The sequence below is a fragment of the Streptomyces sp. NPDC126510 genome (assembly GCF_040302345.1).
Lineage (GTDB): Bacteria > Actinomycetota > Actinomycetes > Streptomycetales > Streptomycetaceae > Streptomyces.
This window is the reverse complement of record NZ_JBEORR010000003.1, coordinates 71,855-95,797: the sequence shown is the minus strand read 5'-3', so window position 1 is coordinate 95,797 and position 23,943 is coordinate 71,855. Positions and strand designations below refer to the sequence as shown.

23 protein-coding genes and 1 pseudogene are annotated in these 23,943 nt (G+C 72.1%); 9 read left to right on the top strand and 15 right to left on the bottom strand.

What is annotated here, in order from left to right:
• Positions 1 to 4: 4 nt before the first annotated feature.
• From ABTX60_RS04370 to ABTX60_RS04355, 4 genes are read right to left on the bottom strand one after another with little or no spacing between them, the layout of a single operon-like run.
• On the bottom strand, positions 5 to 1,210 hold the full coding sequence (locus tag ABTX60_RS04370; RefSeq protein ID WP_352095555.1) for a ferritin family protein: 1,206 nt from the start codon (positions 1,208 to 1,210) through the stop codon (positions 5 to 7).
• 43 nt (positions 1,211 to 1,253) lie between these two features.
• Positions 1,254 to 2,192 carry an N-acetylneuraminate synthase family protein gene (locus ABTX60_RS04365; RefSeq protein ID WP_352095554.1) on the bottom strand — a complete coding sequence of 313 codons (939 nt, stop codon included), beginning with the start codon at positions 2,190 to 2,192 and terminating at the stop codon, positions 1,254 to 1,256.
• 13 nt (positions 2,193 to 2,205) lie between these two features.
• Positions 2,206 to 3,450, bottom strand: coding sequence for a cytidylyltransferase domain-containing protein (locus ABTX60_RS04360; RefSeq protein WP_352095553.1), 1,245 nt, complete (start codon positions 3,448 to 3,450; stop codon positions 2,206 to 2,208).
• Between the two features lie 35 nt (positions 3,451 to 3,485).
• Positions 3,486 to 4,859, bottom strand: coding sequence for a DUF6716 putative glycosyltransferase (locus ABTX60_RS04355; protein WP_352095552.1), 1,374 nt, complete (start codon positions 4,857 to 4,859; stop codon positions 3,486 to 3,488).
• 197 nt (positions 4,860 to 5,056) lie between these two features.
• Here ABTX60_RS04355 and ABTX60_RS04350 point away from each other — a divergent pair, with 197 nt between their 5' ends.
• From ABTX60_RS04350 to ABTX60_RS04335, 4 genes are all read left to right on the top strand, one after another.
• Entirely contained in the window at positions 5,057 to 6,043 is a 987-nt protein-coding gene (locus ABTX60_RS04350; protein WP_352095551.1) for a glycosyltransferase family 2 protein, read from the top strand.
• The gene (locus ABTX60_RS04345; RefSeq protein ID WP_352095550.1) at positions 6,043 to 7,374 is read left to right on the top strand and encodes an alpha-2,8-polysialyltransferase family protein; all 1,332 of its coding nucleotides are present in this window, start codon (positions 6,043 to 6,045) and stop codon (positions 7,372 to 7,374) included. The genes ABTX60_RS04350 and ABTX60_RS04345 overlap by 1 nt, the downstream gene beginning before the upstream one ends.
• 178 nt (positions 7,375 to 7,552) lie before the next feature.
• Complete coding sequence (locus ABTX60_RS04340) at positions 7,553 to 8,707, top strand: acyltransferase family protein (RefSeq protein ID WP_502992269.1); 1,155 nt, start codon at positions 7,553 to 7,555, stop codon at positions 8,705 to 8,707.
• A 64-nt stretch (positions 8,708 to 8,771) separates the two neighbouring features.
• Positions 8,772 to 9,692: a class I SAM-dependent methyltransferase gene (locus tag ABTX60_RS04335; RefSeq protein WP_352095549.1), complete on the top strand. Its 921-nt coding sequence runs from the start codon at positions 8,772 to 8,774 to the stop codon at positions 9,690 to 9,692.
• Between the two features lie 14 nt (positions 9,693 to 9,706).
• Here ABTX60_RS04335 and ABTX60_RS04330 read toward each other — a convergent pair.
• The 3 genes and pseudogenes from ABTX60_RS04330 to ABTX60_RS04320 form a co-directional block, all read right to left on the bottom strand.
• Positions 9,707 to 9,883, bottom strand: a pseudogene (locus ABTX60_RS04330) (TetR/AcrR family transcriptional regulator C-terminal domain-containing protein); the annotation flags it as partial.
• 166 nt (positions 9,884 to 10,049) lie between these two features.
• On the bottom strand, positions 10,050 to 10,697 hold the full coding sequence (gene leuE / locus ABTX60_RS04325; protein WP_352095548.1) for a leucine efflux protein LeuE: 648 nt from the start codon (positions 10,695 to 10,697) through the stop codon (positions 10,050 to 10,052).
• 59 nt (positions 10,698 to 10,756) lie between these two features.
• The gene (locus ABTX60_RS04320) at positions 10,757 to 12,337 is read right to left on the bottom strand and encodes an acyl-CoA mutase large subunit family protein (protein WP_352095547.1); all 1,581 of its coding nucleotides are present in this window, start codon (positions 12,335 to 12,337) and stop codon (positions 10,757 to 10,759) included.
• Between the two features lie 140 nt (positions 12,338 to 12,477).
• On the opposite strand from ABTX60_RS04320, the gene ABTX60_RS04315 reads away from it, so the two are divergent.
• Positions 12,478 to 13,326 carry a L,D-transpeptidase family protein gene (locus ABTX60_RS04315; protein ID WP_352095546.1) on the top strand — a complete coding sequence of 283 codons (849 nt, stop codon included), beginning with the start codon at positions 12,478 to 12,480 and terminating at the stop codon, positions 13,324 to 13,326.
• 266 nt (positions 13,327 to 13,592) lie between these two features.
• On the opposite strand, the gene ABTX60_RS04310 is transcribed toward ABTX60_RS04315, so the two are convergent.
• The 4 genes from ABTX60_RS04310 to ABTX60_RS04295 form a co-directional block, all read right to left on the bottom strand.
• On the bottom strand, positions 13,593 to 14,555 hold the full coding sequence (locus ABTX60_RS04310; protein WP_352095545.1) for a hypothetical protein: 963 nt from the start codon (positions 14,553 to 14,555) through the stop codon (positions 13,593 to 13,595).
• The gene (locus tag ABTX60_RS04305) at positions 14,555 to 15,229 is read right to left on the bottom strand and encodes an RNA polymerase sigma factor (RefSeq protein ID WP_352095544.1); all 675 of its coding nucleotides are present in this window, start codon (positions 15,227 to 15,229) and stop codon (positions 14,555 to 14,557) included. Before ABTX60_RS04305 ends, ABTX60_RS04310 begins: the two co-directional genes overlap by 1 nt.
• Before the next feature lie 381 nt (positions 15,230 to 15,610).
• On the bottom strand, positions 15,611 to 16,420 hold the full coding sequence (locus ABTX60_RS04300) for a hypothetical protein (RefSeq protein WP_352095543.1): 810 nt from the start codon (positions 16,418 to 16,420) through the stop codon (positions 15,611 to 15,613).
• A 140-nt stretch (positions 16,421 to 16,560) separates the two neighbouring features.
• Positions 16,561 to 17,178, bottom strand: coding sequence for an RNA polymerase sigma factor (locus ABTX60_RS04295; protein WP_352095542.1), 618 nt, complete (start codon positions 17,176 to 17,178; stop codon positions 16,561 to 16,563).
• A 214-nt stretch (positions 17,179 to 17,392) separates the two neighbouring features.
• Here ABTX60_RS04295 and ABTX60_RS04290 point away from each other — a divergent pair, with 214 nt between their 5' ends.
• Positions 17,393 to 18,616, top strand: coding sequence for a peptidoglycan recognition protein family protein (locus ABTX60_RS04290; RefSeq protein WP_352095541.1), 1,224 nt, complete (start codon positions 17,393 to 17,395; stop codon positions 18,614 to 18,616).
• Between the two features lies 1 nt (position 18,617).
• Here the strand turns inward: ABTX60_RS04290 and ABTX60_RS04285 are convergent, their stop codons facing one another.
• From ABTX60_RS04285 to ABTX60_RS04270, 4 genes are all read right to left on the bottom strand, one after another.
• A complete protein-coding gene (locus ABTX60_RS04285; RefSeq protein WP_104777767.1) occupies positions 18,618 to 19,013 on the bottom strand; it encodes a hypothetical protein in 396 nt (131 codons plus the stop codon).
• Positions 19,014 to 19,166: 153 nt separating this feature from the next.
• Positions 19,167 to 19,721 carry a hypothetical protein gene (locus ABTX60_RS04280; RefSeq protein ID WP_352095540.1) on the bottom strand — a complete coding sequence of 185 codons (555 nt, stop codon included), beginning with the start codon at positions 19,719 to 19,721 and terminating at the stop codon, positions 19,167 to 19,169.
• Between the two features lie 108 nt (positions 19,722 to 19,829).
• On the bottom strand, positions 19,830 to 20,372 hold the full coding sequence (locus ABTX60_RS04275) for a hypothetical protein (RefSeq protein ID WP_352095799.1): 543 nt from the start codon (positions 20,370 to 20,372) through the stop codon (positions 19,830 to 19,832).
• Between the two features lie 97 nt (positions 20,373 to 20,469).
• On the bottom strand, positions 20,470 to 22,071 hold the full coding sequence (locus ABTX60_RS04270) for a beta-N-acetylhexosaminidase (RefSeq protein ID WP_352095798.1): 1,602 nt from the start codon (positions 22,069 to 22,071) through the stop codon (positions 20,470 to 20,472).
• A 290-nt stretch (positions 22,072 to 22,361) separates the two neighbouring features.
• On the opposite strand from ABTX60_RS04270, the gene ABTX60_RS04265 reads away from it, so the two are divergent.
• The 3 genes from ABTX60_RS04265 to ABTX60_RS04255 all read left to right on the top strand — a co-directional run bounded on the left by ABTX60_RS04265 (position 22,362) and on the right by ABTX60_RS04255 (position 23,926).
• Entirely contained in the window at positions 22,362 to 22,835 is a 474-nt protein-coding gene (locus ABTX60_RS04265; protein ID WP_352095539.1) for a 2-oxo-4-hydroxy-4-carboxy-5-ureidoimidazoline decarboxylase, read from the top strand.
• Positions 22,836 to 23,057: 222 nt separating this feature from the next.
• Positions 23,058 to 23,438 carry a succinate dehydrogenase, cytochrome b556 subunit gene (sdhC, locus tag ABTX60_RS04260; RefSeq protein WP_031107855.1) on the top strand — a complete coding sequence of 127 codons (381 nt, stop codon included), beginning with the start codon at positions 23,058 to 23,060 and terminating at the stop codon, positions 23,436 to 23,438.
• A 5-nt stretch (positions 23,439 to 23,443) separates the two neighbouring features.
• A complete protein-coding gene (locus ABTX60_RS04255) occupies positions 23,444 to 23,926 on the top strand; it encodes a succinate dehydrogenase hydrophobic membrane anchor subunit (RefSeq protein WP_031107857.1) in 483 nt (160 codons plus the stop codon).
• Positions 23,927 to 23,943 lie beyond the last annotated feature (17 nt).

Sequence of the window (23,943 nt, the reverse complement as noted above, 5' to 3'; positions counted from 1 at the left end):
GTTCCTATCCGGCCGCCACCGCTCCCGGTGCCCCTGCCGGGCCCGGCAGGCCCGAAGGGGGCGGTGAGGCGGTGAGGCGCGCCGTGCCCGCCGGCCCTGTGGGGTCGGCCGGCTCCGCCGTGCCCGGGTGCGGCGGCCCCGGGGGAGGCACCGGGGCCGTCGGCGACAGCCGGTGCACGTCCCGGGCCGTTCCCGTCACCCCGGACAGGAAGCCCTGGGCGCGCGGGGAGGCGGTCTCGGTCAGCCAGGCGGGGTCGATGTCGCAGACCGCGACGCGCACCTCCGTGCCGGACAGGGCGAGGGGGAGGGTGTGGACGACCGTCGAGGGGAAGCTGAGGATCGTCCGGCCGATGGGGCCGCGGCGGGCGATCAGTTCGAGGGGCAGCTCGGGGCGGACGATCTCCAGGCCCGTCTCGACCGCGAGACGGTGGAGCTTGTCCGTGCTCTCGCGGCGGTGGGCGAAGTAGCGGGTGGCGCCGTGGGCCCTGGCCAGGGCGTGGACGGCCGCCAGATAGCGGCCGTCGTCCACCACGCCGGTCTCCACCAGGGACGTGCCGACCATGTCGGCGCCCTTGGTGATCCTGGGCGGGCCGAAACGGGACCGGGTCCAGGCGAAGGCGTTGGCGCTGACCGTGACGCCCGCCGGGGTCTCCTCCATCGGCATGGCGGAGAAGATCTCGATGCGGCGGCGGTCGCCGGGCGTCAGCCGGCGGCGGGCCGAGGCCGACACCGGCGCGAAGACCACGTCCCGCGGGCCGGGGCGGCCGCCCTTGCGGTGCCAGCGCACCAGCCGTTCGCCCCGGGCCAGTTGCCCGACGAACTCCATCGTCGCCGTGCCGTCGTCGACGACGACCAGGTCACGGGCGCGGGTGATCGTCAGCAGCAGCTGGACGTAGCGGGAGAAGGGGTCCCCCAGCACGACCCGGCGTGCCCTGCGGAGCAGGCCGGTCAGGCCCCCGATGGTCTGGAAGGGCGCGAGGGGCCCGCCGCGCGCTTCCTCCCAGCGGACCTGGTGCCCCTCGTCGCGGGCCAGGTCGGACATCCGCCGCAGCTGGCCGCGCGTCATCGGGTCGACGGGCGACAGCACCACGAGGGTGAGCCCCACGCCGGGGGCGTGCGCGTGCGCCCACTCCAGCACGTTCAGCAGCTGTACCGGGCTCTCGACGAAAGCGAGAGTGTGGGGGCCGGCGTTCCCGGCGCGGGGGCTCATCGACGTACGACCGTCCCGTCGTAAGGGGGTGGGGATGGTGGGTTCAGACGCCGACCGGCTCGCCCGCCGCCGTGGCGATCTCCGCCTCGGCGACCACACCGGCGACGCGGCGCAGCTTCTTCATCGGGCCCAGCTCGGACTCGTAGACCTTCTTGACGCCGTCGCCGAGGGAGGCCTCGATGGTGCGGATGTCGCGGACGAGGCGGGTGAGGCCCTGCGGCTCCACGGAGGCGGCCTGGTCGGAGCCCCACATGGCGCGGTCGAGGGTGATGTGACGCTCGACGAAGGTGGCGCCGAGGGCGACGGCGGCGAGGGTGGTCTGCAGGCCGGTCTCGTGGCCGGAGTAACCGATCGGGACGTTCGGGTACTCCTCCTGCAGGGTGTTGATCACGCGGAGGTTGAGCTCCTCGGCCTTCGCGGGGTAGGTCGAGGTGGCGTGGCAGAGGAGGATGTTCTCGCTGCCCAGGACCTCGACCGCGTGGCGGATCTGCTTCGGGGTCGACATGCCGGAGGACAGGATGATCGTGCGGCCGGTGGCGCGCAGGGCGCGCAGCAGCTCGTCGTCCGTGAGGGAGGCGGAGGCGACCTTGTGGGCGGGGACGTCGAACTTCTCCAGGAAGGCGACGGCCTCGGTGTCCCACGGGGAGGCGAACCAGTCGATGCCCTTCTTCTTGCAGTAGGCGTCGATCTGGCCGTACTCCTCCTCGCCGAACTCCACGCGGTGGCGGTAGTCGATGTACGTCATGCGGCCCCAGGGGGTGTCGCGCTCGATGTCCCACTGGTCGCGCGGGGTGCAGATCTCCGGGGTGCGCTTCTGGAACTTGACCGCGTCGCAGCCGGCCTCGGCGGCGGCGTCGATGAGCTTGAAGGCGTTCTCGATGTCGCCGTTGTGGTTGATGCCGATCTCGCCGGTGACGTAGACGGGGCGGCCGGGGCCGGCCTCGCGCGTACCGAACTTGCGGATGCGGGAGTTGTTGCTCATGGCGAGGAGTTCCTTACTTGGTGAGGGAATCGAGAGAGGGGCCGAGGATCCAGCTGGCGATCTCCCGGATCGCGCCGTCACCGCCGGGGACGGTGGTGACCGCGCGTGCGGCGCCGCGCACGACGTCGTGGGCGCTCGCGACCGCCACGGGCCAGCCCACGAGGGCGAAGCACGGGAGGTCATTGACGTCGTTGCCGACGTAGAGCACGCGCTCCGGCGCGATGCCCTGCTCCTCGCACCACTGCTTGAGTGCGAGGTCCTTGCGGTCGATGCCGTGCAGCACCGGGAGCTTGAGCTTCCGGGCCCGGGCGGCGACCACGGGGTTCTGTTCCGTGGACAGGATCAGCATCTTCAACCCGCTGTTACGGAGGGCTGCTATGCCGAGTCCGTCCCCGCGGTGCACGGAGACGAACTCCCGTCCGTCGGCGTCGACCAGCACCCGGTCGTCGGTCTGGGTGCCGTCGAAGTCGAGGACGACCGCGTCGATGTCGTCGGCGGTCGGGAGGGCGCCGGGGCGGTTCGCGTCGAAGAGCGGCGCGAGGGCCCGGGCGCGGGCGAGGTCGTGCGGGTCGTCGATCTCCAGCACGCGGGCCGGGTCGGTCCGGACGAGTTCGGTGTGTCCGAAGAAGCGGTGCTGGTGCTTGCGGAAGCCCGCCGCGTCCATCGCGTAGGCGGCGCCGGTCTCCAGCAGGTCCTGGGGGCGGTCCTGACGGCGGGGGCGGAAGGCCTTGTCGTGGTTGACGCCGTAGCCGCCGGTCACGTCCCCGGAGGTGGCCTCGGTGTCGGCGTCCCTCCAGAGGAACCCGTGGAAGGGCGCCACGGTCACGGCGGTGTCGGCGCCGTTCTCGGCGATGGCTCCCGCCACCCCGTCGATGTCCTCGCGGACGATGAACGGGCTGGTGCACTGGACGAGCAGGACCACGTCCACCGGCGCCCCGTGCAGGGCCTCGTGGGCGTCCATGGCGTGCAGGACGGCGGCCTCGGAGGTGGCGGTGTCGCCGGCGATGGCGGCGGGCCGCAGCACGACCTCGGCACCGGCCTCGCGGGCGGCGGCGGCGATGGCCTGGTCGTCGGTGGAGACCACGACGTCCGTCACCAGCCGGGTCGACCGGCATTCGCGCACCGCACGGGCCACCAGCGGGACACCGCCGACGGGCAGGAGGTTCTTCGCGGGCACGCCCTTGGAGCCGCCGCGCGCGGGGATCACCGCGAGCACGCGGCGCACGGAGGCGCCTCGGCCCGCTTGCGGATGGGACATGGGGTCTACTCCTTGGGCAGGGGTCTCGGGGCGGCTCACAGCTCGCCCATCCGCCGGATGACGGGCGCCACGCGCTGCACGCCGTGGCGGTAGGCGCCGCGCGCCGCCCGGCGCACGATCTGCCGGACCGCTCCGGGGTCCTTGTCGGCGGCGGGCGCGCCGGGCAGCGGGGTGCCGTCCGAGCCGAGGTGGTGGCGGGCGAGGATCCCGGGCAGATAGCCGGGCGCGGTGACGGGGGTGTAGTACGGGGTCAGCGGCGGCAGGCCGCCGGGCCGGCCGAGCAGCTCGGCGATGCGCCCCCGGGCCGCGTCGAAGGCGGAGTCGTACGAACCTCCCCCAGACTCCGTCCGGGAGGTGCCCCCAGCCGCGACGCCCTGCCGGGAGACCCACTCCTCGTCGGGCACGGGCCGGTGCCCGGCGTCGAGCTGGTCCCAGGAGGCGAGGCAGCCGGAGCCCAAGAAGTGGTGGTTGCCGAGCGACTCGCGGATGCCGAGGTCCGTCAGGACGACGGTCGGGATGCGGCGGTGCAGCGACTCCAGGGCGGCCGTGGAACTGACCGTCACCAGCAGGTCGGTGCGGTCGAGGACCTCGCCCATGTTGCCGTAGACGAGGCTGAAGTTGGCGGGCGGATCAAGGCGCTGCACCAGCTTCTGGTACGGCAACTCCTCGATGTGTGTGGTGTGTTCGCCCGGCTTGGAGCGCAGCTTCAGCAGCACCTGCCGTTCGGGGTGCCTGCGGGCGTGCTGCACCAGCCGGTTCAGCAGGTACGTACGGTCCTTGCGGCTGTCCGGGACGGAGGGCTGGGCGGCGAAGACGAGCGTGTAGGGCGTGTGTTCGCCTTTGTAGGCCGCGCCGCCGAGGAACGGCAGGGCCACCTCCGTCACCGACGAGGCGTCGGCGCCCACTCCCTCGTAGACGGCCCGGAAACGGTCCGCGTCCTGACGGGAGTTGGCGAGGACGAGGTCCGCGCCGTGCCGCAGCAGCAGGCCGTCGGCGAGCTTCTCGTAGACGACGCCGACGTAGCCGGTGACGACGACGGGCCGCGAGGTGCGGTGCTCCCAGACACGGGCCAGGCCGTGCAGCATCGCCTGCACGCCGCCGCCGACGAGGGAGAGGACGAGGACGTCGTAGGACTCCTCGGCCATGGCGCGCAGGAACTCGACGGCGGTGACCTCCCGCAGTGAGTCGGCGCGCACGCCCACTTCCTCCAGCTGGCGCGGGGTGGGCGTCGCCCGGCCGCGCAGCAGGAATCCGTCGAGGAGGGGGCCGGCTTGCGCGCCTTCGCGCGGTGCGGCTTCCATGGACGGTCCCGGGGCGATGCGGTCCGCGGTCAGCGCACCCCATTTCCATCGGGTGTCGCTGTCCGCGAGGACGGCGATTCGCGGGCGCTTCGGTGTACTTACTGGCACGTCGAAGACGCTAGGAAGCGAATCTAGGTATGGCGGAACCGGGACTCAACGAAAAGTTAACAACAGCCCACCGAGAGCCGAACTGGCCTGCCGGCAGGCGGGAAGTACACGCGGTGCACCGTTCTGACACATTCAGTTCACCCGGTGTACCTTCATCGGAAAGTTCCGCTGCCGGGCGGCCTCCTAACGTTTTGCGGGTGCCTAAGCTTTCCGTGATCGTGCCGTTCTACAACGTGCAGCAATATGCCCCGGACACCCTCAGAAGTCTTCGGTCCAACGCCGACCGGGATTTCGAGTTCATCCTGGTCGACGACCATTCCAAGGACGGAACTCCGGCCATTCTCGAACGAGCGGCCGAGGAGCTTTCGGATGTGGCCCAGGTGCGGTACATCCGCCACGAGCAGAACGGCGGGCTCGCCACCGCGCGCAACACCGGCCTGGACGCGGCGCAGGGCGAGTACCTGACGTTCCTGGACGGTGACGACTGGCTCGCCCCCGGCTACCTCGCCGAACTGGTGTCCGCGATGGACGACTTGGGGTGTGACTTCGTGCGCACCGACCATGTGCAGGCCACCGCGCGCGCCCGCTCCGTGCACCGGGTCCCGGTCGGGCGGCGCTGGGAGGCGTTCGACCCGCGGGAGGCGATCCTGCCCGCGCACCGCTCCACCTCCGTGGACTACGCCTACGCCTGGGCCGGTGCCTATCACCGCCGCCTGGTCGACAAGGGCGCGCTCCACTTCACCGACGGGCTGCGCACGGCCGAGGACCGGCCGTGGATCTGGAAGCTGCACCGCGAGGCGGAGTCGTTCGCCGTGGTGAGCCTGCTGGGCGTGTTCTACCGGCGCGGGGTGGCCTCGTCCCTGACACAGATCGGGGATGTGCGCCAGCTCGACTTCATCCGCGCCTTCGACCAGGTGATCGAGGAGACGGCCGCGGACCGCGACGCCGACCGGCTGCTGCCCAAGGCGGTGCGGACCTACTGCGCGATCATCGCCCACCACCTCTCCAACGAGGACAGGTTCGAACCGGCCGTGGCCCGGCAGCTGCGGTCGATGAGCGCGGCGGCCATCAAGCGCATGCCGCAGGACGCACTCGCCGACGCACTGGAGGCCATGGACATGGACCGTTCGTCCAAGCTGCGGCGGCTGCGGCGCCGGGTGACCACGACGGGAGCGGCCGCCTGATGCCCGGGACCACTCAGATCTTCTGCGCGTCGACGCTGTACGGCGTCGCCACCCTGGCCGCCGCGATCGACTCCGACCTGTTCGAGGAGCCGGACCGCCGGGTGCTGCTGGTGTTCAACAACTCCGCGACCCCGGAGACCACTCCGGCCCTCGACGAGATGCCGGGCTTCGCCCCGCTGCGCGAGCACTTCGACGAGGTGCTGTCCTGGAACGAGGCCATCCGCCCCTTCCACCCCGGGGCCTGGACGCCGCGCTCCGACGACATCCCGCTGTTCGAGCGCTATCTGCGGCTGCTGTGGGGCCTGGGCGACGACCGGGTGAGCCTGGTGCTGGAATCGATCCAGGTGGCGCCCGCCCTGACGGTGGCCCAGTTGTTCACCGACGCCCCCGTCGACGTCTATGCCGACGGGCTGATGAGCTACGGCCCCACCCGCAACAAGCTCGACCCGCTGGTCGGCACGCGCGTACGGCGGCTGTTGCACCTCGATCTGGTGCCGGGGCTCACGCCGATGCTGCTCACCGAGTTCGGCGTGCCGGCGCACCTGGTGCCCACTCCCGCGTTCCTGAAGGTGCTCGGCGAGGTCACCGAGACCGTGCCCGAACTGCCCGCCCTGCCCGGCGACTCGGCGCTGCTGCTCGGCCAGTACCTGTCGGCGCTGAACATCCTCTCCCCCGAGGAGGAAGAGGACCTGCACGTGCGGATGATGCGCGGCGCCGTCGCACGCGGCCACCGCACGGTCGTCTTCAAGCCCCACCCGACCGCACCGGCCCGCTACAGCCGCGCCCTGGAGACCGAGGCCGAGAAGCTCGGCGTGGACCTCACGGTCCTGGACACGCCCGTACTCGCCGAGGTGCTCTTCGACCGGGCCCGGCCCGCGCTGGTCGTCGGCTGCTTCTCCACCGCGCTGTTCACGGCCTCCGCCTTCTACGACCTGCCGGTCGCCCGCATCGGAACCGAGCTGCTGCTGGAGCGGCTGACGCCGTACCAGAACAGCAACCGGGTCCCGACCACTTTGGCGGACGCGCTGCTGCCCGGCCTGGAGAGCGGCGAGGACGGTGACCTCCTGCCGGCCGAGCGGTTGTCCGCCCTCCTCACGGCCCTCGGGTTCACCATGCAGCCGCAGATCTACCCGGACCTGCGCCCGCAGGCCGAGCGGTTCCTCGCCCGGCACCTCGGCCCGCGCACCCGGCGCTACTTCAAGAAGCGCCGCCTCACCGCACTCGGGCTGCCCGGGGGCATTCCGCAGCGGCTGGCGTTCCTGCCGCGCAATTCCACGGCACGCCGGGTGGTCCGGCGGGCCCGGGCCCTGCGCAAGGCGGTACGCCGCTGAGCCGGTCCCGCCCGCCGGTCCGACCGGCCCCGGCGACATCCAGATGAACCCATGGGGACCGGCAGGCGAAGCCTGTCGCCATCGAACGTGATTGCGTCAACTCTCGTCCTAGGGTGACAGGCGCCCGCCCACAGGCGGCTCAGGCAAAGGACATACGAACCACACAGAGGTTTCCAGCGTGACCGAGACGGTCGTCAGTACCCGCAAGCCCCGGCCCGGCGTCGCCGTGCTGGTCGACCCACCGGGCGCCACGACCGTCCCGCGGCGCAGAAACGACTCCGCCGGGCGGCTGCGCGCCCTCGACGGACTACGGCTGGTGGCCGCGCTGATGGTGGCGCTCTACCACTACGGCGGGCGCGGCGGTGAGGTCGCCCAGGCCTGGGGCACCTCGCCCCGGGACCAGTTCCCCACCCTGCACGCGCTGTTCGCCTACGGCTGCCTCGGCGTCCAGGTCTTCTTCGTGATCAGCGGGTTCGTGATCTGCATGAGCGGCTGGGGCCGCCCCCTGCGGTCGTTCGTCGCCTCCCGTGCCTCCCGGCTGCTGCCGGCCTACTGGGTGGCGGTGCTCGTCGTCACGGCGGTGTTCGCGCTGCCGGTGGTCGCCTACCGGGCCGTCTCACCCAGCGACGCCCTGGTCAACCTGACCATGCTGCAGATGCCGCTGGGCGTGGACCGGGTGCTGGGAGTGTGCTGGACGCTGTGGGCGGAGGTCCGCTTCTACGCCCTGTTCGCGCTGTGTGTCGTGCTGCCCGGGGCGAACCGCCGCCGGGTGGTCATGTTCTGCGCCGGCTGGATGCTGGCGGCCGTGATCGCCGAGAACGCGAACATGCCGCTGCTCGACATCGTCCTGATGCCCGAGTACGCGCCGTTCTTCATCGGCGGTGTCGGCCTCTACCTCGTGCACCGCGACCGCCGGGACGTCTACGGGTGGGCCATCGTGGCCGCCGGCTGGCTGATCGGCCAGCACTACGCGGTGCGGTCGCTGTGGCACGCACCCGACCCGGAGGCCTTCTCCTACCGCTCCTCGTTCGGGATCGTCGCCGTCGTCACGTTCGGCTTCGTGGCGGTCGCCGCGATCGCGCTGGGCCTGCTGGGCCGGGTGAACTGGCGGTGGCTGACGGTCGCGGGCGCGCTGACGTACCCCTTCTATCTGGTCCACGAGCATCTCGGCTGGGTGGTGATCCAGGCCCTGCACCGCGGTCTGGGGCTGGCGTCCGGGGTGACCTTCGTGCTGACGGTGGCGTCAATGCTGCTGCTGGCGTGGTTGCTGCACAAATATGTGGAGAAGCCGCTGACACCCCGGTTGCGGGCGGCTCTGACGAAGACCCGCTGACCCTGTTCACGGGACGTTCAGCCGGCCGTCGATCGGGGCAACGCTCGGAGAGAAGGCTCCTCCCATGACCCACGCACAAGCGACCGACACCCACCCCGGCGAACTCACCGACGTCCCCGGCTGGTTCCCGGCCCTGGACCAGACGCTGTTCACCTGGTTCCTCGAACAGCAGAAGAAGTCAGGCATAAAGGGCGACCTTCTGGAGCTCGGCGTCTACCTGGGCAAGAGCGCGATCCTCCTCGGCCACCACCTCCAGGACGGCGAGCGGTTCACGGTCTGCGACCTGTTCGAGGGCGACGCCCCGGACGACGCCAACAAGGCGGAGTCGGCCAAGTCGTACGCCTCCCTCACTCAGCAAGCGTTCGAGCGGAACTACCTCTCCTTCCACGACACCCTGCCCACGGTGATCACCGGCCCCAGCTCCCTCGTGGACGAGAAGGTGACCCCGGACTCCTGCCGCTTCATCCACATCGACGCCTCGCACCTGTACGAGCACGTGTACGGCGACATCGGCGCGGCCCACGACATCCTGCTGCCCGAGGGCATCGTGGTCCTGGACGACTTCCGGTCCGAGCACACCCCGGGTGTCGCGGTCGCCGTCTGGGAGGCCGTCCTCAACCGCGGGCTGCGCCCGATCTGCCTCAGCACGCAGAAGCTCTACGCGACCTGGGGCGACCCCGAGCCGCTCCAGGAGGAACTGCTCGCCACGCTCCGGCTGCGCACGGACGTCGGGCTGAGCATGCAGGAGGCGGCCGGGCACCGGCTGATCCGGACCCGTTCCCGGGGCATGAAGCCACCGGCCTTCCCGCCCTCGCGGCACTACGTTGAGCCCGAGCCCGCACCGGTCCGCGCCCCCGAGGCCGGCGCGTCGCGTGCGGCACGGCCGGCCCGGCCCGGCCCGTCCGCGGCCCGCCGGCTCGCCAAGGACCTGCTGCCTCCCGTCATCACCCGGGCCGTACGGCGGGCCCGCGCGAAACGGTCCTGACGCGCCGGACCGCGTCATGAGACCCCGTAGCGCGCCCCGATCCCCCCGATCACAAGGGCGAGTCCCTCCTCGAAGTGCCGGTCGTAGTCCTCGAAGATCTCCGCGCCCGCCTGAGCCGACAAGGGAAAGTCGGCCATCAGGCGGGCGCGTTCGTCCATGTCGTAGCCCTCGCGGCGCTCACCCGGAAGCGGATAGCAGGCGCAGGTTGTCCTCCATCTGCCCGGCGTGCTCGATGCCGGCGCGGTGTACGGGCCCGGTTGTACCTCGTCCGCCCCGACGGTCATGTCGGCTGGGCGGGTGACACGGCGGCCGGGCTCCCCGACCACCTGGCCCGCTTCGGGCAAGGCTGGCCCGGCGCTACGAACTCGCCAGCGACAGCTTCACCGCGAACCCGAGGAACAGCGCACCCGCCGCCGAGGTCGCTCCGGCCGACAGGCGCCTGCGGCGGCGGAAGGCGGCGGCCAGCCGGGTGCCGCCGAATATCAGCGCGCTGAGGTAGAGCACGCTGGCGAACTGGGCGAGGGCACCGAGGACGACGAAGGACAGGGCGGGGTAGGCGTACCCCGGGTCCACGAACTGCACGAAGAAGGCGACGAAGAAGAGGATCGCCTTGGGGTTGAACAGGCTGACGACGAAGGCACGGCGGAAGGGCCGCTCCTCGGCGGGTTCGGGCGCCTCGTCACCGGCGGTCCGCTCCGCACGCGTCCGCCACAGGCCCCACGCCGCCCGCAGCATGCCGATGGCCAGCCAGGTCAGATATCCGGCCCCCGCGTACTTGACAACGGCGAACAGCACGGCGTTCGCCTGGAGCAGCGAGGCGACTCCGGCCGCGGACAGCGTCATCAGCACCGCGTCCCCGCACCAGACTCCGGCCGAGGCGGTGTACCCGGCGCGCACACCACGGCGGGCGGCCACCGACAGCACGTACAGCGAGTTGGGACCGGGCAGCAGGATGATCAGGGCGAGGCCCGCCAGGTAGGTGGGCAGATCGACGACACCGAACATGCGAATGAGTGTCGCACGCGGGTCTGACGCTCCCCGCCCGGGCACCGGCCCGCTGCAGGTCAGAAGGCGTCGGACGGTACGTACGCCCCCCACACCTCGCGCAGCGCGTTGCAGACCTCGCCGACGGTGGCCCTCGCCCTGAGTGCCTCCTTCATCGGGTAGAGGACGTTGTCCTCGCCCTCGGCGGCCTTCTTCAGCGCGCCCAGGGTCGTGTCGACGGCCGCCTGGTCGCGCTGCGCGCGCAGCGCGGAAAGGCGTTCGGCCTGCCGCGCCTCGATGGCCGGGTCGACGCGCAGCGGCTCGTAGGGCTCCTCCTCGTCGAGCTGGAAGCGGTTGACGCCGACCACGACCCGCTCGCCGGAGTCCGTCTCCTGGGCGATGCGGTAGGCGTTGCGCTCGATCTCGCCCTTCTGGAAGCCCTGTTCGATGGCGTCGACGGCGCCGCCCAGCTCCTCGACCCTGGCCATCAGCTCCACGGCGGCGGCTTCGACGTCGTCGGTCATCCTCTCGATGACGTAGGACCCGGCGAAGGGGTCGACGGTGGCGGTCACGTCGGTCTCGTGGGCGAGGACCTGCTGGGTGCGCAGGGCCAGACGGGCCGACTTGTCGGTGGGCAGGGCGATGGCCTCGTCGAAGGAGTTGGTGTGCAGCGACTGCGTCCCACCCAGCACCGCGGCCAGCCCCTGCACGGCCACCCGGACCAGGTTGACCTCGGGCTGCTGGGCGGTCAGCTGCACCCCGGCCGTCTGGGTGTGGAAGCGCAGCATCAGCGACTTGGGGTCGCGCGCCCCGAACTCCTCGCGCATCACCCGTGCCCAGATCCGGCGCGCGGCCCGGAACTTGGCGACCTCCTCCAGGAGCGTGGTGCGGGCCACGAAGAAGAACGACAGGCGGGGGGCGAAGTCGTCGACGTCCATGCCGGCCGCGACCGCGGTGCGCACGTACTCGATGCCGTCGGCCAGGGTGAAGGCGATCTCCTGCGCGGGCGAGGCACCCGCCTCGGCCATGTGGTAGCCGGAGATCGAGATGGTGTTCCACTTCGGGATCTCGGACCGGCAGTACTTGAAGATGTCCGCGATCAGCCGCAGTGACGGCTTGGGCGGGAAGATGTAGGTGCCCCGGGCGATGTACTCCTTGAGCACGTCGTTCTGGATCGTGCCCGTCAACCGGTCCGCCGGGATCCCCTGCTCCTCGGCCACCAGCTGGTACAGAAGCAGCAGCAGGGCCGCCGGGGCGTTGATCGTCATCGACGTGGAGACCTGGTCGAGCGGGATGCCGCCGAACAGCACCCGCATGTCCTCGACCGAGTCGATGGCCACCCCCACCTTGCCGACCTCGCCGTGGGCGATCGGCGCGTCGGAGTCGTGGCCCATCTGGGTGGGCAGGTCGAAGGCGACCGAGAGTCCCGTCGTGCCGTGGGCGATCAGCTGCCGGTAGCGGGCGTTGGACTCCGCGGCCGTGCCGAAACCGGCGTACTGGCGCATGGTCCAGGGGCGGCCCGTGTACATCGAGGGATACACGCCGCGGGTGTACGGGTACGCGCCGGGCTCTCCCAGCTTCTCCGCCGGATCCCAGCCCTGCAGGTCCCGCGGACCGTAGAGCGGCTCGATGGGCAGTCCGGACTCCGACTCACGCGCCATGGTGGGTTGCCTCCCGCAGAGCAGTGACCTCGCTCACCACCATGCCCCCTGGTTCGCGACCGGTCACGCCCGGGGAACATCTCAGGTGACATCCGGGTGTGCCGGTGAGACGAGCGGGGGGCCGCGTGCGTAGTACGGGCATGGGGAGAGCGTTCGTGGCGGGGCTCGCCGTACTGGCCGCGCTGACCGGCTGCACGGTGCAGACACCCGACGGCGAGGGCAAGCGCCGCTCGCCGGTGCACATCGAGCTGCCCAGCAGCACCCCGTCCCAGGGCCGCACGCCCGCGGGGGGCGGTGACACGCCGCGTTCCGCGCCGCCGTCGGACGACGACAAGCCCCGTGCCGCTCCCACCCCGCCCCGCGTGCTGTGGTCACGCGGCGACACCGGCCGCGACGTCCGGGAGCTGCAGGCCCGGCTGCGCCAGGTCGCCTGGCTCTTCGCGGGGCCGACGGGGACGTACGACGAGCCGACGCAGCGGGCGGTCAGCGGCTTCCAGGGCAAGCGCGGGCTGCCGCGCACCGGCGAGACCGACGCCGTCACCTGGCAGCGGCTGCTGGCCATGACGCGCGAGCCGGGCCGCTGGGACCTGTTTCTGATGGGCGGCCAGCCGGCCGACCCACCGGACCCCCGCTGCCGGTCCGGCCGGGTGCTGTGCATCGACAAGACCAGCAGGACGCTGCGCTGGATGGTCGGCGGGCGGACGGTGTCGACGATGGCGGTCCGCTTCGGTTCGCGGGGCACGCCGACCCGGGAGGGCGTCTTCTCCGTCTACTGGAAGTCCCGCGACCACGTCTCGACGCTCTACGACTCACCCATGCCGTACGCGATGTTCTTCAGCGGCGGCCAGGCCGTGCACTTCTCGGCGGACTTCGCGGCCCGGGGCTACGCGGGCGCCTCGCACGGCTGCGTCAACGTACGGGACGAGGCGGCGATCGCACAGCTGTACGCACAGGTCCGCAACGGCGACAAGGTCGTCGTGTCCTGGTGACAGCGGGAGAGGAAGTTGGGGCGCGGGCGGGACCGGGGGAACGTGTCCCGCCCGCGCTCGGTGCACGAGCCGTAGGTACGGGGGGAACCCCGGCTCTGTGCGACGGCCGATGACCAGTCGGCTCACTCAGTACTGCGCCGGGGCGGCCGAAAACGTCACACCCTCGGCCGATCCCTTTTCACGGAGTACGAAATCGCAGGTCACAGCGGAGTGAGAGGTGTCCCGGCCGTCCGGCGCCGGTGACGGTCCGCGTCGTCACCGGCGGCTCAGTCTTTTCCGGCCCGCCTCTGGGACTTCGGGTCGGCCTTCCGGTCGGCCTTCCGGTCTGCCTGCCGCTCGGCCTTGTCCTGCTCGCGGTTCTGCTTGTGGTGCTGCTGCCGGCCCCGGTCCGCGCCGTTGCCCCGGTGGTGTCCCTGGTCCGCGCGGTCGTCGTTCCGGCGCTCCTTCGAGCGGGGGCCGGCCGAGGACAGGACGTCCCTGCAGTACTTCCACACCCGCTGCTCGCCCGCCGCGTCCCGCAGGGCTCGCCTGCGTTCGGGGTCCGGCCGCCTTCCGTCGCGCAGGTCGCGGCAGGCCGCGGTGATCTCGCCGCGATGGCCGCCGGAGCGGTCCTTGTGCCCGTCCGGCGCGGGGGCGCCGTCGTCGCGCTGCCCGTTCCGGCCCCCAGGGGCGTCGTCAGGGGCGGAACCGCCCTGAACGGCGTCACTCGGCGACGGTGACACCAGCGGACGCTCCGGATGAGTGACGGACGCCGAGACGGAGGAGCCGGGCCGGGGCTCGGCGTCGCCGAAGGGCGCTTTCAGGACTCCGGTTCCGGCCGCCAGGGCGACCCCGCCGGCCATGCCCACGGCCAGCGCGGCTCCCAGGGCGAGGCGTACGGGGCGGGCCCAGCGGGGCCGCCGGACGGTGCCGGCACCGCTGTCACCGGGGGTACCGATCCGGACCAGCCCCGCGTCGGGAACCCGTCCGGCGACCTGTCCCCCGGTGCCCGCACGGGCTGCGGCCGCGTCGGCGCGTTCCGCGCGGACCTTGCGGAACGCGGCCATCGCGGCGGCTTCGCCGGGGAGTTCACCGCTGGTCAGCGGGGGTGTGGCGGACAGCGCGCCGAGGGTCCTGGCAAGGTGTTCGGCCTGCTCCCGGCCGGCGCCGTCGACAGCTCCGGGTGGCTCTCCGCTCAGCAAACGCTCCGCCGTTTCGCGGTCCAGCCACCTGTACTGCTCGTCGGCCATCACACATCCTTCTGCGTCCGCGCGACGCTGTGCGTCACACCTGCGGACGTCACCGCACCGCCGCGCGGTTCTCTCTGGGGCGGCAGGGCGTCGAGCACCCCGGCCGATTCCGGATCGGCCTGCGGGTCGTCGCCGAGCAGTTCGGCGAGCCGCTTCAGGCCCCGGTGCGCCGCCGTGCGGACCGCGCCCGGGCGCTTTCCGAGCGTCTCGGCCGCGGTCTTCGCGTCGAGCCCCACCACCACACGCAGCACGACCGCTTCGGCCTGGTCCTGCGGCAGCCGGGATATCAGGGAGAACGCGCCGTTCGTGGCGAGCGCCTCGATGGCCTCGCCGGCGGTGTCCGACTCGGCCGCCCGACCGGTCAGCTCGGTCTCGTCGCCGCCGATCGCGGGACGGCGCCCGCGCATGCGTATGTGGTCCAGGGCTCGGTTGCGGGCGATCCGGGCGGCCCAGCCGCGGAAGCGGTCCGCGTCACCGGTGAACCGCCCCAGATCGCGGGCTATCTGGAGCCACGCCTCGGACGTCACGTCCTCGGCGTCGGGGTCGCCGACCAGCGTCCGTACGTACCCGAGCAGCCGCGGATGCACGGTGCGGTACACAGTCCGGAAAGCGTCCTCGTCTCCGTCCTGTGCCGCGCGCACCGCGGCGGTCAGCTCCGCGTCGTCCCCCAGCACCGCACCCCTTATGCGCCTAAACCGGCGCCGCTCTCGCGGACCGGGTTCTCGCCGTCGTGGTTCCTCAGTCAATGGTTGCGGCATCAAGACCGCAGGTGGTCGCGGTGGTCCTGCCGCCTCCGCGTTGGCGCGAATGGCACGTTACGACCTGAAACCACTCCCCGTCCATGACCGTCCAGGATGCAACTAAGCCGTGACGCGGAGGGGTGTGACAGAAAACGCACACCGGGCGCTGTAGGGAGTACGGGCCGCCGCGCGGCCCGTGCCGCGCGACGGCCGGGGCCTCTCCTGTGGGGGGTGGCGGCCTCGGCCGTTGCCATGGCGGGGAGCGGGGGGTTCGCAGCATCGCTCGGCCAGGACGGCCCGCGTTCGCAAAATCGCTTACGGGTGACGGCCGTTGGGCCGGGAGCGCTGGTCCCCGCTCCGGCTCTTGCCCGCGCCGGTGTCCGCACTCTTGTCCGGCTCGTTGTTCGATTCCTTGCCCGCGCCGTCGTTCGCTGTGGGTGTGACGTCGACCTCGGGAGCGTTGCCGTTCCCGGATCCCCCGCCCTTGCCCAGCGACTCGCCCAGTTGTTCGGAGCAGTACGCCGTGACGTTGCTCTCACCGCCCGCGGCGGCCACGAGACGCCGCCAAGCGGTCGCCCTCATCGCCTTGCCCCGTTGCCGGACGTCCTCGTAGGCGCGGCAGTGCGCCTCGGTGTCCCGGGCGGGGGCCGGCCGCCCGGGGTGCGCCGGGGCCGAGCCGTGGCCGGTGCCGGTCCCGGGGCTGTGGCTGTGGCTGTGGCTGCCGCCGGGAGGCCGTCCCGCCGGGTCGTGCGGGGTGCTGCTCGGGGCGGGCCGTCGCTCCGGGGCGTCCTTCGTGCCGTCCTCCGGCGATCCCGCCACGCCGATCGCCGCCACGGCGACCCCGCCCAGCGTGAGGCTGGCGAGCAGCACGGAGAGCGTCGTCCTCAGGGACCGCCCCAGGTGACGCCGTTCGCGGGCACGCCAGTCGTCCCGGCGGCGGGTCCGCGTGCCCGGGGCCCCGGCGTCCCGGGCGGCCAGGAAGGCGGCCACGGCCCGCTGCTCGGCCTCGGCGTCGACACCGTCCCGGACGAGGGAGGCGACGATCAGCGCCTCCACACCGGAGTCGAGGAGGGCATGGCGGGAACCACGGCCGGAAAGCCCGCCGTCGCTCGGCCGTTCACCCATGTCCGTTTCCGTCCCTGCTCGATCCGATCGATCCCGCTGCCACTCCGGCGCCGGGCCCCAGTACGTCCCGCCGGTCCGCCCTGTTCAGGGCGCCGGGTCCGCGCGACCCTGCCGGGCCGCCGGCGAAACCACCGGTTCCGCTACGTCGACTCACCCAGCGTCCGGGGAGCCTCATCCGTCACACTCTCCGCGCCCAGCTGCCGGGCGAGGCGTTTCAGACCCCGGTGGGCGGCCGTGCGCACGGCGCCCGGCCGCTTGCCCAGGACCCGCGCGGCGCCAGGGCCGTCGAGACCGACCACGACCCGCAGCAGCACCGCCTCGGCCTGGTCCCGCGGCAGCCCCCGGACCAGCTCCAGGGCGTGCGCGGTGGAGATGGCCTCCAGCGCCTGGTCGTGCGTGCTCTGCGGTCCGGGCAGGTCCAGGACGTCCTGCTCCAGCGTGGACGACCGGGGCCGTACCCGCTGCCGGCGCAGGTGGTCCAGCGCCCGGTGCCGGGCGATGGTCGCCGTCCAGCCGCGGAAGCCGGCCCCGTCGCCCCGGAACCGTCCGAGGTCCCGGGCGATCTCCAGCCAGGCGTCGGACGCCACGTCCTCCGCGTCGTCCCCGACCAGGCCGCGCAGATAGCCGAGCAGTCCGGGCTGTACGAACCGGTAGGCGGCCGCGAAGGCCGCCTCGTCACCCTGCTGGGCCCGCGCCACGGCCTCGCCCAGCTCCCCGTCGTACGCCTGCCCGCGCCGGGTTTCCGCTCCCTGACCCAAGTACCGTCCTCGTCCGTGCCGAGTGCGCGCCCTCCCATGGTGATCAGCGCCGGGCCGCGCGGAAGTGTCACAGTCCGTCAGGCGCAGGGCCGACGACCGTTCGGGTCAACCCGGCCCGCCGTCCTCGGGAGCCTGGCCCCGCGGAGGTTTCGGCCAAGTGACGTACCGGGGACCTCTGCTGGCGATGCCACCGCCCACGAAAGGCGAGCGCCGTATGACACATCGCCTCCTGCGCACCGCCGTCGCCACCGCCCTGGCCCTCGGCGCCCTCGGCCTGACCCAGCCCGCCCGGGCCACCCCCTCGGACGGTGTGCACACCGTCCGGGTGCCGGACGGTGACCCCAACGACCGGTCCCTCGCCCCGCGCACCACCGAGCCGTTCAGCCTGATCGGCATCACCTGGGACGACCCGGACGCGGCCTTCGACGGCACCGCCCAGGTGCGCACCCGCTCCCGGGAGAGCGGCGTGTGGACCGCGTGGCGCCCCCTGGACACCGAAGGCCGTACGCCCGAGTCCGGCCCCGACCGCGACCGGGCCGGCGTGCGCGGCGGCACCCAGCCGCTGTGGACCGGGCCCTCGGACGGCGTCCAGGTGCGGGTGACGGGCTCGCGCCTGCCGGAAGGCCTGCGGGTCGAACTGGTCGACCCCGAGGCCGGGTCGGACGCCGTGCACACCGCGGAGGTCGAGCCGGACGTGGCCGGGCCGGCCGCCGGCCCGCTCTCGGCCCCGCGTCCCGTCGTGACGTCGCGCTCCGCCTGGGGCGCCGACGAGTCCCTGGTGAAGGACCCGCCCACCCTGACGGGCGGCACCAAGGCGATGTTCGTCCACCACACGGCGGGCACGAACGACTACACCTGCTCCCAGTCGGCGTCGATCGTGCGCGGCGTGTTCCTCTACCACGTGCAGAGCAACGGCTGGAACGACATCGGCTACCACTTCCTCGTCGACAAGTGCGGCACGGTCTTCGAGGGGCGCGCGGGCGGCATCGACAAACCCGTCCTCGGCGCGCACACGTACGGGTTCAACACCGCGACCAGCAGCGTCTCGGTGCTCGGCGACTACTCCACGGCGGCCACGAACGCCGCGGTGCGCGAGTCGGTCGCGAAGGTCGCGGCGTGGAAGCTCGGCCTCTACGGCGTCGACCCGACCGGCACGGTCGTGCTGACCTCCGGCGCCGACAACGGCAAGTACAAGCTGGGTCAGAAGGTTACGTTCAACCGCATCTCCGGCCACCGCGACGGCTACCCGACCGAGTGCCCCGGACAGAACCTCTACGACGACCTGCCCGAGATCCGCACCCTGGCCGCGAACGCCGCGACAACGGCCGCACCCGCCGCCGAGCCGCCCGGCGGCCCCCTGGACGCGGACGAGGACGTGATCGATGGAGTGGTCGAGGACGTGATCGAGGGCGTGATCGAGGGCGTCCGGACCCGCTGACCTAACGCCGGGGCGCGGTGCTCATCGCGTCCCGGCACAGCAGCCGCAGCGATCCATGGCCCCCGTAGCACCGGCGGGCCTCGTCGATGGGGTCCCACAGGCGCCCGTCGGGGGTGCGGATCCAGTGGTCTCCGCCGGTCGCCCACCACTCGGCGCCGGTCTGACGCGCCATCACCTCACCCGCGTACGCGCCGAAGCCGCGCAGCACCTGCTGGACCGCCGCGTCGGGCGCTCCCTCCCGTCGTATCCCCTCGATCATCCGGTCGATGCTCCACAGGCTCTGCGCCGAGTAGTCGAGGCGCAGCCGAGCACCCTCGCGCATCGTCGCCACCGTGTCCGCCGCCCATCGCAGCGGCTTCGCAGCCGCCGATGGCCTGGTCTCCGCTTGAGTCGTCACATCCGGGAAAGCGCTGCGGCGCAGCGTTTCGTCACCCGTAATCGGAGGCTTCCCCGAAGCGGCGCAGGACCGCCCCACCGCACCCAAGGGACAGTCACAGGACTCTTCCAGGAACGGGGTTTAGGCCGCTCGGGCCGTCGGTGGCGCCGCCCTTCAGCTTCGCTTCCGGCTCCGGCGGGACACGACCGCGCGCAGGACCCTCCGCCCCTCGACCGACAGCTCCAGCGCCCGGCGCAGCCCGGCCGGGCCGTGTCCGGCCAGGACCTCCAGGACGGTGATCTGGCGGCGCAGTTCGGCGGCGACGAGGGGCGACATGCCCTCCGTGCGGCCCTCTCGGCGGGAGTCGACGGACGAGGCCTCGTCCTCGGCGGTGTCCAGGAGCCGGTGGATCTGGAGGGAGGCGACGGAGCAGGCGTCGGCCCACAACCGGACCGCGGCGGCGGACCGCTCGGCGGGAGCGGCCTCGAGCATCCGGTGGGCGAGCACGGCCGCCTCGTCCCCGGCGCCGGCCGCGTCCAGCTTGCCGCGCGCCTGCTCCAGCCGCTCGCCCCACTCTTCGGCGGCGGCGCCGTCGCTGAGACTCGCCCACACCGGTCTGAGGATTTCGTCGTCACCGCCCAGCAGGGGCACGCACCGATCCAAACAAGCCAGCCCGCTCGCGGCCAGCCCGCGTTCGTCGGCCTGTGCGATCAACTCCACCAGGCTCATCCACGCCTCCCTCCGCGGGCCGTCTCCGGGGCCCGATCAGGCCGCTGCCGGCCCTCACCCCTCACGGAACCCGCACTTCCCCTTACTGCGTGCAACGGGACCTGAATGTCACAGGGGCACCACGCCCAGCCTGTCGAGGAAGCGGAACAGCAGGTTTTCGGCCTGGGGGTCCCCCCGCTCGAGCGAAGCCGAGAGTGGGGGAGGATCAGGGTCTGAAGTCAGTACGTCCACCAGCGCGCCGGCGTTCACCTCATGCCCGGCCTCGGCGGCCCAGCGCACGGCGTGGTCGGCGGCGTCGTCCGGATCGAGGAAGTAGTCCTCCAGCGTGAGGCCCTCCCGGTTCGCCCCCAGGTACCCGGCCATCGCGGTGCGCGCCAGACAGGTCGTCCACGCCCCGCTCTCGGGAGCAGCGGCCTCCAGCACGACGCACTCGCTGTTCATGACGTACCCGAAGAGCGCCGGCGCCCCGGTCTCCCGGGCGAGGGCGTTCATGTTCCCGATGTCGCCGTCGCTGCTCGGGTACTCCCACACCTGCCATCCGCCCGGCGCCGAGGCGCGCTGCGTCGGACCGTCCCCGGCCCCCGCCAGCGCGTCCAGCTCCGGCAGCGGCCGCTCCCCCCGGCCCACGACGAAATATCCCCAGTAGCCCATGTCCCGGTTCCCCCCCGGCATGTTCGAATGCGGTCGCGTCAGAAGACCACCACAGCCGTACGGGAGTTCGCAGCCGTATGAGCCAATTCGTGCCGGGTCAGCCGAGCCTGTCCGCCAGTGCCCGGAACTCCGCCCAGGACAGCTCCGGCTCGCCCGGGTCCCAGAGCTTCTGGACGGTCGCCCGCAGCGGCATCCGGATCCCGGCCGCCACCTGATCCTGGGTCTGGGAGTTCGCGAGGTCGCACCACACCGCGAAGGACCCGCCGAGGATCTGTCCGTCGTAGCGCGCCGGGACGGCCGTGGTGCCGCGCAGCACCCGGGGCGTCCACTGCTCGTAGATCCGCTGCCCCGTCGGGTAGACGAAGGTCTGCGGTTCGCCGAGCACGTAATACAGGAACTCGTCGTTGTAGTTGATCACCTTGCGGCCCGCCTGGAGGTACTCCAGGGGCGCCCGGGCGCCGATCTCCTTGCCCGTCCAGTAGGCGACCTGGATGTCCTTGGCGGCCTGGACGGAGGTACCGCGGAAGAAACCGTCGTTCCAGGCTCGCGGGACGCGCTGGTGCCCCCGGACGGTGTCGGCCCGGTCGTTCAGCCAGCCGGTGGTGAGGTCGGCGACCGTCGCGCCGGAGCCGTACTTCTCCCGGGCGGCGGCGGCCAGCTGCGGGAACGACGCCTCCGGGTTCGACCGGGTCAGCGCCTGGTACTCGTCACCGCCGAGGTGCCACGGCCCCCCGGGGAAGAGGTCCGCGTACTCGTTGAGCAGGTCGTCGACGATCTCGGCGCTCTCGGCCTTGGAGATGTCGATGGCGCCCTGCACCGCCGAGCCCTGTGCGGAGCGCAGCTGCAGGTCGGGGTGGGCGTCGAGGACGGCGCCGAGGTGCCCGGGCGAGTCGATCTCGGGGACGATCGTGATGTGCCGGCTCTGCGCGAGGTCGATGATCCTGCGCACCTGCGCCTTGGTCAGATGCTGCTGCGACACGATCTCGGGATGCGAGGTGGACTCGATCCGGAACCCCTGGTCGTCCGAGAAGTGCAGCCCCAGCTGGTTGAACTTCAGATCGCCCAGTTCCCGGACGCGGTCCTCGATCCAGCCGGCCGTGAAGTTCTTGCGCGCGATGTCCAGCATGAAGCCGCGCTGCGGCTTGGCCGGTTCGTCCTTGACGACCCCCTCGGGGGCCGTGCCGCCGTCGTGCGTCTCCTGCTTCAGGGTGCGGGTGCCGTAGAAGACCCCGGTGTCGGACGGCCCGTCGATCTCCACCCGACCGTCGCGCACGGTCATCACGTACGACTCCGGGTTCGCCCCCTCGTCGTCGTTCAGCGCCAGCCGCAGGTCCCCGGGCCGCTTGTCGCCCTTCTCGCCGGCGTACGTCATGCCCAGCTCGCCGGCGACCAGCCGCCCCTCGTCGGCCAGCGCCGGATCGTCCACGACCACCCGGTTGCCCTTCTCGGGCTGCCAGCCCGGGCCGCGCGCCGGCTCGTGGTCCCGCACGGCGGGGATGGTGCGGGGCCCCTCGGACAGGGGATAGGAACGGGTCGGAGTGGGGGTCGGGGCCGCCTCCGACGCCTGGTCCCCGGGCGCGGCCGCGGTGGCCCCCTGAGAGGATCTGGCCTCCGAGGCGGTGGACCCTCCGTCGCCGCCCGAGGCCGCCCAGAGCCCGAGACTCACCCCGGCCGCGACCACGACCAGGGCTACAGCCATGGCCACGACCAGCACCTGCCGCTTGTTCTCCTGCTTCGCCGAAGTCCGGCGCCTGTGCTGACTCACTCAGCCAACCTAAAACCCGGGGCCGCTCGGCGCGCGTCCACCACGCGTGCCGAAACTCTCCCTCCCGGGTGAAATTCGTGCATCCTTCGGACACGCGACGGTCGTACTCGATAGCGTGACGTCACATCTCTCACAACTTGCCCTGCTGACACACGTGACGCCCACGAGGACCCACGCTGCCCGCGCACCATGTCCCAGATCTCCCCGGCCGACTCGCCATACCGGTGGAGCACTTCAACGCCGCCTCCGAGGAGGACCTGGAGCAGGCCCTCCTCTCCTGCCTGCGCAGCCTCCGCTGGGCCCGGCGCGTCGCGGACCACCGCCCCTACCCGGACGTGGACTCCCTGCTGGCCGCGGCGGACGAGGCGGCCTACGACCTGGCCTGGCCCGACCTCACGGAAGCGCTGGCGGCCGAGCCCCTGCCCACGCTCCCGCCGGACACCTACTCCGCGGCCCACACCGCCCTCAGCGCGGCCCACGCCGCCTACGAGGCCCGCTTCGGGCACGTCTTCGTCATCTGCCTGGACGGTCTGTCCCCGTCGGAGACCCTGGACCGCCTCCTCGCCGCCATCCGGTCACGATTGACCAACGATCCCGAGGAGGAGCGGGCGGTCGTGGCCGACGAACTCCGGCGGCTCGCGAGGGGACGTCTGCTGCATGCCCTCAGGGGCGCGGGGAACTGCGCGATCAACCACTGACCGCCCACACCCCGGCGACCCCACGGACACCCCTCACCCCCCTGGCCGCACTAGCCCACCAGTACCTCTTTGCGTGCCAGTTTGATCACACCCCGGGACCCCGACGCAGCCCCGCCGCAGCGCCTCGCTACGATGCTGGGGGCCGGTGGACCGTACCCGGCCGGGCCCGACCGACACACCAAGCCGGCGCGGCCCCAATCCCCGCTCCCGGAGGAAACTTCCGTGCCGGCTGGAACGCTGTACCGCGGCCGGGAAGGAATGTGGTCCTGGGTGGCTCACCGAGTCACCGGCGTCCTCATCTTCTTCTTCCTGTTCGTCCACGTGCTGGACACCGCCCTCGTCCGCGTGTCCCCTGAGGCCTACGACACCGTCGTGGCCACGTACAAGACGCCGATCGTCGCTCTGCTGGAGTACGGCCTCGTCGCCGCCATCCTCTTCCACGCGCTCAACGGCCTGCGTGTCATCGCCGTCGACTTCTGGATCAAGGGCGCCCGGTACCAGAAGCAGATGCTCTGGACCGTCGTCGCCCTGTGGGTCGTGCTGATGCTCGGGGCGATCTACCCCGTCCTCGGCCACGCCGCTCGTGAACTGTTCGGGAGCTGACGCCAATGTCCACGACTGACAAGACCGCCGCCGGCGTCGGCCCCGTCGAGGGCGGCGCCGTCTACACCGTCGACAACCCGGCGCCCTTCATCGAGGCCCCGCGTCAGCGCACCAAGAAGACCCCGAAGAGCACCCGGGGCAACTTCGAGCTGGCGGCCTGGCTGTTCATGCGCCTGTCCGGCGTCGTGCTGGTCGTCCTCGTCCTCGGCCACCTGCTGATCCAGCTCGTGCTGGACGGTGGCGTCTCCAAGATCGGGTTCGCCTTCGTGGCGGGCCGCTGGGCGTCCCCGTTCTGGCAGGTCTGGGACCTGCTGATGCTGTGGCTCGCCATGCTGCACGGCGCCAACGGCCTGCGCACGGTCATCAACGACTACGCGGAGCGCGCGAACACCCGGCTGTGGCTCAAGGGCCTGCTCTACACCGCCACGGTGTTCACCATCCTGCTGGGCACGCTGGTGATCTTCACCTTCGACCCGAACATCCGCTAGGCACGGGGTTGCGAGAA